The organism is Streptomyces sp. NPDC087845, assembly GCF_044742755.1.
Lineage (GTDB): Bacteria > Actinomycetota > Actinomycetes > Streptomycetales > Streptomycetaceae > Streptomyces.
In genome coordinates, this window is record NZ_JBIUVC010000007.1 from 216,857 (window position 1) to 226,516 (window position 9,660).

The following is a 9,660-nucleotide window of genomic DNA, read 5'->3' on the forward strand; positions in this document are numbered from 1 at the left end:
TCCCATGGAGTACAACGCCGCCGTCACCCGGACCGAAGTCCTCACCTTCGCCTGGACGCTGCGCGAGTCCGACGGCCGTGCGCTCTACACGGCGACGGGCACCTGCGTCCAGTGCGGCTGCCCGATGACCCGGACCTTCCCCGCCGTCCAGCCGCCGGTCCCGAAGGGGGGCGGCTTCCTGGGCCGCCGCGAGGACCCGGGGCCGGGGACGTGGCGCACCACCTGCCGCTGCGCGTCGCTCCACATGCCCCGGCCGGCGAACGAGCCGCACGGCTGCGGGGCCCTGCTGACGCTCGCCCCGCCGCCCGCCGGGCTGGTCGCGCAGAGCGGGCCGACGCCATGACGGACTTCACCTCGCAGCAGGTGCGGGACGCCGAACGCCGGCTGGACGCCCTCGCGGATCCGCACGAGCAGCTCCGGCTCGCCGTGCAACAGGCCGAGGGCTACCGCACCTTCCTGTCCACGCTGACCGCGGTACTGACCGCGGTCTTCGTCCTCAAGGGGCAGGAGGATCTCAGCAAGCTGGCCTCCGGCCCCCGCTGGACGGTCGTCGCCCTGTTGATCACGGGTTTCGTGACGCTCGTCGCCGCGTCCTGGCTGAGTGTCGTCGCCGTGCACGACCGGCCCGGACGGGAGATCTTCGGCGAGCCGGAGCGGCTGCTGCGCGACGAGGTGCGGCGGACGCACCGGATCTGGCGGCTGGTCGAGTGGGCGCGGTGGCTGGCGCTGACCGGGGTGCTGGGGGTGGCGGCGGCGGTGATCGTCACCTGGGTCGCTCCGGCCGCGTAGCGGGTTCGGGGCAGGGAGCGGACCGGCCCCGGACGCGCCACGGCGCCTGCCGAGATCGTCCGGTCGGGGACGGGCAGGCGCCGCGTTCAGTTCCGCACGCCGTTGTACGGGACGTCTTGTGTGCCGTGGAATCAGACCGCCAGGGCGCGGTCCGTCGGGCGGATCGGGGCCGGCAGGGCGCTGGCTCCGGTCAGGAAGCGGTCCACGCCGCGCGCCGCGGAGCGGCCCTCGGCGATGGCCCACACGATGAGGGACTGGCCGCGGCCCGCGTCACCGGCGACGAACACACCGTCGACGTTGGTGGCGTAGTCCGCGTCGCGCGCGATGTTGCCGCGCTCGTCGAGCTCCAGGCCGAACTGCTGGACCAGGCCGTTGGACTGGTCGGTGCCCGTGAAGCCCATGGCCAGGGTGACCAGCTGGGCGGGGATCCTCCGCTCGGTGCCGGGCTTCTGCGCCGGCTTGCCGTCCTTGAACTCCACCTCGATCAGGTGCAGGGCCTGGACGTCGCCGACGGTCTGCCCCTCCTCGGGGGCGGAGCCCTCGAAGTGGGTGGTGGAGACGGAATACACGCGCTCGCCGCCCTCCTCGTGCGCGGAGGTGACCTTGTAGAGCATCGGGAAGGTCGGCCAGGGCTGGTTGGCGTTCCGGTCCTCGCCCGGCCGGGGCATGATCTCCAGCTGGGTGACGGAGAGCGCGCCCTGGCGGTGGGCGGTGCCGACGCAGTCGGCGCCGGTGTCGCCGCCGCCGATGACGACGACGTGCTTGCCCTCGGCGGTGATCGGGGAGACCGTCAGGTCGCCCTCCTGCACCTTGTTGGCGAGCGGCAGGTACTCCATGGCGAAGTGCACGCCGTTCAGCTCACGGCCCGGGACGGGCAGATCGCGGGAGACGGTGGCGCCGGCGGCGATGACGACCGCGTCGTAGCGGCGGCGGAGCTTGGCGGCGTCGATGTCCTTGCCGATCTCCGTCTCCGTACGGAACTTGGTGCCTTCCGCACGCATCTGCTCGATGCGGCGGTTGATGTGCGACTTCTCCATCTTGAACTCGGGGATGCCGTACCGGAGGAGGCCCCCGATGCGGTCCGCGCGCTCGAAGACGGCGACCGTGTGGCCGGCCCGGGTCAGCTGCTGGGCCGCGGCGAGACCCGCCGGGCCCGAGCCGATGACGGCCACGGTCTTGCCGGAGAGCCGCTCGGGCGGCTGCGGGGTGACGTCGCCGTTGTCCCACGCCTTGTCGATGACGGAGACTTCGACGTTCTTGATGGTGACGGCCGGCTGGTTGATGCCGAGTACGCACGCCGACTCGCAGGGGGCCGGGCAGAGCCGCCCGGTGAACTCCGGGAAGTTGTTCGTGGCGTGCAGGCGCTCGGACGCGGCCGTCCAGTCCTCGCGGTAGGCGTAGTCGTTCCACTCGGGGATGAGGTTTCCGAGCGGGCAGCCGTTGTGGCAGAACGGGATGCCGCAGTCCATGCAGCGGCCCGCCTGCTTGCTGATGATCGGGAGCAGCGAGCCCGGAACGTAGACCTCGTTCCAGTCCTTGACGCGCTCGCCCACGGGGCGGGTCTCGGCGATCTCGCGCCCGGTGGTCAGGAAGCCCTTGGGGTCAGCCATGGGTCGCCGCCTCCATCATCTTCTCGGTGGTCTCCTGTTCGGAGAGACCGGCGAGCTCAGCGGCGTCCTTGGCGGCGAGCACTGCCTTGTACGTGGACGGGATGATCTTGCTGAAACGGGAGACACCGCCGTCGGCACTGTCCCACTCGGCAAGCAGCTTCTCGGCGACCGTGGAGCCGGTCTCCTCCTGGTGGCGGCGCACCACGTCGTGCAGCCACTGCCGGTCGGCGCCGGAGAGTTCCTCGATCGCGCCGAGGTTGCCGACGTTGACGTTGTCGCGGTCCAGGTCGACGACGTACGCGACGCCGCCCGACATGCCCGCGGCGAAGTTGCGTCCGGTCTCGCCGAGCACGACGGCGTGACCGCCGGTCATGTACTCGCAGCCGTGGTCGCCCACGCCTTCCGAGACGACCGTCGCGCCGGAGTTGCGGACGCAGAACCGCTCGCCGGTCCGGCCGCGCAGGAACAGTTCGCCGCCGGTGGCGCCGTAGGCGATGGTGTTGCCCGCGATGGTGGAGTACTCGGCGAGGTGGTCGGCACCGCGGTCCGGGCGGACGACGACGCGGCCGCCGGAGAGGCCCTTGCCGACGTAGTCGTTGGCGTCGCCCTCCAGGCGCAGCGTCACCCCGCTCGGCACGAACGCGCCGAAGGACTGGCCGGCGGAGCCGGTGAACGTGATGTCGATGGTGTCCTGCGGCAGACCCGCGCCGCCGAACTTCTTCGTCACCTCGTGGCCGAGCATGGTGCCGACGGTCCGGTTGATGTTCCGGATCGCGATCTGGGCCCGGACCGGCTGGGCGGCCTCGGCGCTCTCCGCGTTCAGGGCGTCGGCGGCGAGCTTGATCAGCTCGTTGTCGAGGGCCTTGGCGAGACCGTGGTCCTGCTCGATCCGCTGGTGGCGGGCGGCACCCTCGGGCAGCTCGGGGACGTGGAACAGCGGCTCCAGTTCGAGGCCCTGCGCCTTCCAGTGGGTGATCGCACGGTCGGTGTCGAGCAGCTCGGCGTGGCCGACGGCCTCCTCGATCGTGCGGAAGCCCAGCTCGGCGAGGAGCTCGCGGACCTCCTGGGCGATGAACTCGAAGAAGTTGACGACGTACTCGGCCTTGCCGGCGAACCGGTCGCGCAGGACCGGGTTCTGGGTGGCGATGCCGACCGGGCAGGTGTCCAGGTGGCAGACGCGCATCATGACGCAGCCGGAGACGACGAGCGGCGCGGTCGCGAAACCGAACTCCTCGGCGCCCAGCAGCGCGGCGATGACGACGTCGCGGCCGGTCTTCAGCTGGCCGTCGGTCTGCACGACGATGCGGTCACGCAGGCCGTTGAGCAGCAGGGTCTGCTGGGTCTCGGCGAGGCCCAGCTCCCAGGGGCCGCCCGCGTGCTTCAGCGAGGTGAGCGGGGAGGCACCCGTTCCGCCGTCGTGGCCGGAGATCAGGACGACGTCCGCGTGCGCCTTGGAGACACCCGCGGCGACCGTGCCGACACCGACCTCGGAGACCAGCTTCACGTGGATGCGGGCCGCCGGGTTGGCGTTCTTGAGGTCGTGGATCAGCTGAGCCAGGTCCTCGATGGAGTAGATGTCGTGGTGCGGCGGCGGCGAGATCAGGCCGACACCCGGGGTGGAGTGCCGGGTCTTGGCGACCCACGGGTAGACCTTGTGGCCGGGCAGCTGGCCGCCCTCGCCGGGCTTGGCGCCCTGCGCCATCTTGATCTGGATGTCGTCCGCGTTGACCAGGTACTCGCTGGTCACCCCGAAGCGGCCGGAGGCGACCTGCTTGATGGCCGAGCGGCGCACCGGGTCGTGGAGCCGGTCGGCGTCCTCGCCGCCCTCACCGGTGTTGGACTTGCCGCCCAGCTGGTTCATGGCGATGGCGAGGGTCTCGTGCGCCTCGCGGGAGATCGAGCCGTACGACATGGCGCCGGTGGAGAACCGCCTGACGATGTCGGAGACGGACTCGACCTCGTCGAGCGGGATCGCCTCGCGGTCGCTCCTGAAGCCGAAGAGACCACGGAGCGTCATCAGGCGCTCGGACTGCTCGTTCACCCGGTCGGTGTACTTCTTGAAGATGTCGTAGCGCTTGTTGCGCGTGGCGTGCTGGAGGCGGAAGACCGTCTCCGGGTCGAACAGGTGCGGTTCGCCCTCGCGGCGCCACTGGTACTCGCCGCCGATCTCCAGCGCGCGGTGCGAGGCCGAGATGCCGGACGCCGGGTAGCCCTTGGCGTGGCGGGCGGCCACTTCCCGGGCGATGACGTCCAGGCCCGCGCCGCCGATCTTGGTGGCCGTGCCGTTGAAGTACTTCTCGACGAAGCCCTCGTCCAGGCCGACGGCCTCGAAGACCTGGGCGCCGCGATAGGAGGCGACCGTCGAGATGCCCATCTTGGACATGACCTTGAGGACGCCCTTGCCGAGCGCGTAGATCAGGTTCCGGATGGCCTGCTCGGCCTCGATGCCCTCGATGAACGTGCCGGCGCGGACCAGGTCCTCGACGGACTCCATCGCCAGGTACGGGTTGACCGCGGCGGCGCCGTAACCGATCAGCAGCGCGACGTGGTGGACCTCGCGGACGTCTCCGGCCTCGACCAGCAGCCCCACCTGGGTGCGCTGCTTGGTGCGGATGAGGTGGTGGTGGACGGCGGAGGTGAGCAGCAGCGACGGGATCGGGGCGTGCTCGGCGTCGGAGTGGCGGTCGGACAGGACGACGAGGCGGGCGCCGTCCTCGATGGCGGCGTCGACCTCGGCGCGGATCTGCTCGATCCGCTCCGCGAGGGCGTCGCCGCCGCCGCCGACCCGGTAGAGCCCGGAGAGCGTGGCGGCCTTCATGCCCGGCATGTCGCCGTCGGCATTGATGTGTATCAGCTTGGCCAGCTCGTCGTTGTCGATCACCGGGAACGGCAGCGTGACGCTGCGGCACGACGCGGCGGTCGGCTCCAGCAGGTTGCCCTGCGGGCCGAGCGTGGAGCGCAGCGAGGTGACGAGCTCCTCGCGGATGGCGTCCAGCGGCGGGTTGGTGACCTGCGCGAACAGCTGGGTGAAGTAGTCGAAGAGCAGCCGGGGGCGGTCGGACAGGGCGGCGATCGGCGAGTCCGTGCCCATGGAGCCGAGCGGCTCGCCGGCAGTGCGGGCCATCGGCGCGAGGATGACGCGGAGCTCTTCCTCGGTGTAGCCGAAGGTCTGCTGGCGGCGGGTGACGGAGGCGTGCGTGTGCACGATGTGCTCCCGCTCGGGGAGGTCCTCCAGCTCGATCTCGCCGGTCTCCAGCCACTCCTCGTACGGCTGCTCGGCGGCGAGGGCGGCCTTGATCTCGTCGTCCTCGACGATGCGGTGCTCGGCGGTGTCGACCAGGAACATCCTGCCGGGCTGGAGGCGGCCCTTGCGGACGACCTTCGCGGGGTCGATGTCCAGGACACCGACCTCGGAGGAGAGCACGACGAGGCCGTCGTCGGTGACCCAGTAGCGGCCGGGGCGCAGACCGTTGCGGTCCAGGACCGCGCCGACCTGGGTGCCGTCGGTGAAGGTGACGCAGGCCGGGCCGTCCCAGGGCTCCATCATCGTGGAGTGGTACTGGTAGAAGGCGCGGCGGGCCGGGTCCATGGAGTCGTGGTTCTCCCACGCCTCGGGGACCATCATCAGCACCGAGTGGGGCAGCGAGCGGCCGCCGAGGTGGAGCAGCTCCAGGACCTCGTCGAAGGAGGCGGAGTCGGAGGCGTCCGGGGTGCAGACGGGGAAGATCCGGTCCAGCCGCTCCGTACCGCCGTGTCCGTTGTCGGCGGAGCCGAACGCGCTGGAGGCGAGCTGGGACTCGCGGGCCTTCATCCAGTTGCGGTTGCCCTTGACCGTGTTGATCTCGCCGTTGTGCGCGACGAAGCGGTACGGGTGGGCGAGCGGCCAGCTCGGGAAGGTGTTCGTGGAGAAGCGCGAGTGGACCAGGGCGACGGCGGTGGCGAAGCGGCGGTCGGAGAGGTCCGGGAAGAACGGCTCCAGCTGCCCCGTGGTGAGCATGCCCTTGTAGACGATCGTGCGGGCGGAGAGCGAGGAGAAGTACACCCCGGCCTCCCGCTCGGCGCGCTTGCGGAGCACGAAGGCCTTGCGGTCGAGCGCGATGCCGGTGCTCTCACCGTCCGCGACGAAGAGCTGGCGGAACTCGGGCATGGTGACGCGGGCGCCGTTGCCGAGGATGTCCGGGGTGACCGGGACCTGGCGCCAGCCGAGGACCTTGAGGCCCTCCTCGGTGGAGATCTTCTCCAGCTTCCCGACGGCCTCGGCGGAGTCGTCCGCGGGCAGGAAGGCGATTCCGACGGCGTAGGCACCGGCTTCGGGGAGGTCGAAGGCGACCTCGTCGCGGAGGAAGGCGTCCGGCACCTGGAGGAGGATTCCGGCGCCGTCGCCGGAGTCGGGCTCGGATCCGGTGGCACCGCGGTGTTCGAGGTTGCGCAGTACGGTCAGCGCCTGCTCGACCAGCTCATGGCTGGCCACACCGGTCAGAGTGGCCACGAACCCGACACCGCAGGCGTCGTGCTCGTTACGGGGGTCGTACATCCCCTGCTGGGCGGGGCGACCGTCCATGGGCGACCAGGCGTCGGTACGCATCGGCTCTCCCGTCGTCGTCGTGGCATGTGCAGTGCCGAGGGACGACGTTGGCCCTCTGCGAAATTCTGTGCAGGTTACATGATGGGGCGCTTCTCAAAAAGCGGATAGTCCGTTCCAACATGCGGACACCGCATGAGGCGGTGAGGGTGGGTCGCAGTCGGAGGATGGGCGCCCGGGGGGACCGCAGAGAGCAGGCGTCGTTGCCCGCGGTGTCTACGCCTCATGCCCGGCGGCAGAGGAAATGAAACCGCCGGGTTATGGCTACTTATGTGCAGCTCTGTATAGAGACTCATTTTACGTGCGGGGATGCCGTTCCGCCCAGAGGCGGTCGCCGGGACGTACATCACACGACTGGCGGACAGGCCGGGGAAGCGGTGCTCCGCCCGGCCCGCCCAGGGCCGTCCGGGGCAGCCCTCAGTTTCCGACCGCCACACCGAACAGCGTGCCCAGCCCGTAGGTGATCGCCGCGGCGGCCCCGCCCAGCAGCAGCTGCCGCAGCCCGCTGTACAGCCAGCTGCGCGCCGTCACCCTGGCCACCACGGCACCGCAGGCGAACAGCCCGACCAGCGCGAGCAGCACGGCCGGCCACAGCGCACTCGCACCGAGCAGATACGGGAGTACGGGCAGCAGGGCCCCCAGCGCGAACGCGCCGAACGACGACACGGCGGCGACGAGCGGCGAGGGCAGGTCGCCCGGGTCGATCCCGAGCTCCTCGCGGGCGTGGATCTCCAGAGCCTGCTCCGGGTCGCGCGACAGCTGCCGTGCGACCTCGCGGGCGAGGCCGGGCTCGACCCCGCGGGACTCGTAGAGCGCGGCGAGCTCCCGCTCCTCGTCCTTGGGGTGCTTGCGCAACTCGCGCCGCTCGACGTCGAGTTCGGCTTCGACGAGCTCGCGCTGCGAGGCGACCGAGGTGTATTCGCCGGCCGCCATGGAGAACGCACCGGCGGCCAGGCCCGCCAGGCCGGTGATCACGATCGTCTGCTGGGAGACGGAACCACCCGCGACGCCGGTCATCAGCGCGAGGTTGGAGACCAGCCCGTCCATGGCACCGAACACCGCCGGGCGCAGCCAGCCGCCGTTCACATCGCGGTGGGTGTGGTTGTCGCGGTGCGCCTCGTGCAGTACGGCGTCGGTCTCGATGATGGACACAGCTCTCCCCTTCTCCGGCAGCGGGTTCCACGCGCTCCGCCCCCGCTCAACACCATCGAAAGTACGCACGAAAAAGGGCCCCCGCCAGCAAGGCAGGCCGTACTTACCCGCCCCTGCGACCAGGTGAGTACGGCCTTACCCGGCGCATCCGGACCGTCGTCCGGGCCGTCGTCCGGGCCGTCGTCCGGGCCGTCATCCGACTGGCCCTTTTGTTGTGATGATCGGCCTCTGTCGTAGCTCCGCGTGGGACAGATCGAGGAGGCAGGAGAACTGGCTCGGCGCGAGCGAAGGGTCGACGCGATGGAGTTGATCGCAGGAAATCAGGCAGAGCCGCGGACCGGCGGTACGGCAGCGGTTCGAGACGGCGCACCGGCGGCGGGCGGCGGCGCGGACCGGAGCGAGGCGCCCCGGGGGGACCTGGGCGACCGGGCCAGGGGGTCCCTGCTCGGTCTCGCAGTCGGTGACGCGCTGGGCGCACCGGCGGAGAACCTGCGGCCGTCCGAGATCCGTCGCCGCTGGGGCCGGATCGAAGGCTTCGTGAGCGACGACCCGGCGGGCACGGACGACACGGAGTACGCGATCTTCTCCGGGCTGCTGCTCGCCCGGCACGGTTCGGCGCTCACCGTCACCCAGGTGGAGCGGGCCTGGCATCTGTGGATCGCCGATCTGGACGAGGGGCCGTTCCGCGGTGCCGGGTTCAGCGAGCGGGGCACGCTGGAGAATCTGCGCCGGGGCCTCGCCGCCCCGATCTCCGCCCAGCACCGGCACGCCTGGAGCGACGGCCTGGCGATGCGGGCGGCACCGTTCGGCGTCTTCGCGGCGGGCCGGCCGTACGAGGCGGCGCGCCTGGTCGCGGTGGACGGGCGGGTCAGCCATGACGGGGAGGGCATCTACGGCGGTCAGGCGGTGGCGGCCGGGGTGGCCGCCGCGATGGCGGGGTCCGGGGTCGCGTCGGTGATCGCCGCCGCGCTGTCCGTCGTTCCCATGGACTCCTGGACGGCGCGCTCACTGCGGCGCGCGGTGGCGGCCGCGCAGCGCACGTACCCCGACCGGCTGACCATGGAGCGCGCGGTGCGTTCCGCGGTGGTCGTCGGCGGCTACCCGTGGACGGATCTGGCGCCGGAGGCGGTCGGCCTGGCGTTCGGCGCGTTCGCGGCGGCACGCGGCGACTTCCGTACGGCGGTGCTGACCGCGGTCAACATGGGCCGCGACGCGGACACCACGGCCGCGGTGGCGGGGGCCCTGGCCGGCGCCCTGCACGGGGCGTCCGCGATCCCGCGCACCTGGGGGGAGGCGATCGGCCCGGTCCGGGGCAGCTGCCTGCCGTCGATGCGGGGCTACCACGTCCTGGACATCGCGGAATTGCTCACGCCGGACGAGGCGGACGAGGCATGCGCGGGACCGGGTGCGGGACCAGGGCCGGGACCAGGGCCGGGACCAGGGCCGGGACCAGGGCCGGGACCAGGTGCGGGACCAGGCGCGGGACCGGGGCCGGGTGCGACGGGCCAAGCCCGTACGCCGCAGGGC

At 71.5% G+C, this 9,660-nt stretch carries 5 protein-coding genes and 1 pseudogene; 3 read left to right on the forward strand and 3 right to left on the reverse strand.

Annotated elements, in window-relative coordinates:
* The first annotated feature begins 4 nt into the window (after positions 1–4).
* Together ACIOMQ_RS19975 and ACIOMQ_RS19980 are read left to right on the forward strand one after the other, a co-directional pair.
* Entirely contained in the window at positions 5–343 is a 339-nt protein-coding gene (locus tag ACIOMQ_RS19975; protein ID WP_362206673.1) for a hypothetical protein, read from the forward strand.
* Positions 340–789, forward strand: a complete 450-nt coding sequence (locus ACIOMQ_RS19980; protein ID WP_401756700.1) for a hypothetical protein — start codon at positions 340–342, stop codon at positions 787–789. Before ACIOMQ_RS19975 ends, ACIOMQ_RS19980 begins: the two co-directional genes overlap by 4 nt.
* Positions 790–920: 131 nt before the next feature.
* Here the strand turns inward: ACIOMQ_RS19980 and ACIOMQ_RS19985 are convergent, their stop codons facing one another.
* From ACIOMQ_RS19985 to ACIOMQ_RS19995, 3 genes are all read right to left on the reverse strand, one after another.
* A complete protein-coding gene (locus ACIOMQ_RS19985) occupies positions 921–2,399 on the reverse strand; it encodes a glutamate synthase subunit beta (protein ID WP_401264636.1) in 1,479 nt (492 codons plus the stop codon).
* Positions 2,392–6,984, reverse strand: a complete 4,593-nt coding sequence (gene gltB, locus ACIOMQ_RS19990; RefSeq protein WP_402189693.1) for a glutamate synthase large subunit — start codon at positions 6,982–6,984, stop codon at positions 2,392–2,394. Before gltB ends, ACIOMQ_RS19985 begins: the two co-directional genes overlap by 8 nt.
* A 414-nt stretch (positions 6,985–7,398) precedes the next feature.
* A complete protein-coding gene (locus ACIOMQ_RS19995; RefSeq protein WP_362206669.1) occupies positions 7,399–8,133 on the reverse strand; it encodes a VIT1/CCC1 transporter family protein in 735 nt (244 codons plus the stop codon).
* Between the two features lie 300 nt (positions 8,134–8,433).
* Here ACIOMQ_RS19995 and ACIOMQ_RS20000 point away from each other — a divergent pair.
* Positions 8,434–9,529 (forward strand): annotated as a pseudogene (locus ACIOMQ_RS20000) (ADP-ribosylglycohydrolase family protein); the annotation flags it as partial.
* Positions 9,530–9,660 lie beyond the last annotated feature (131 nt).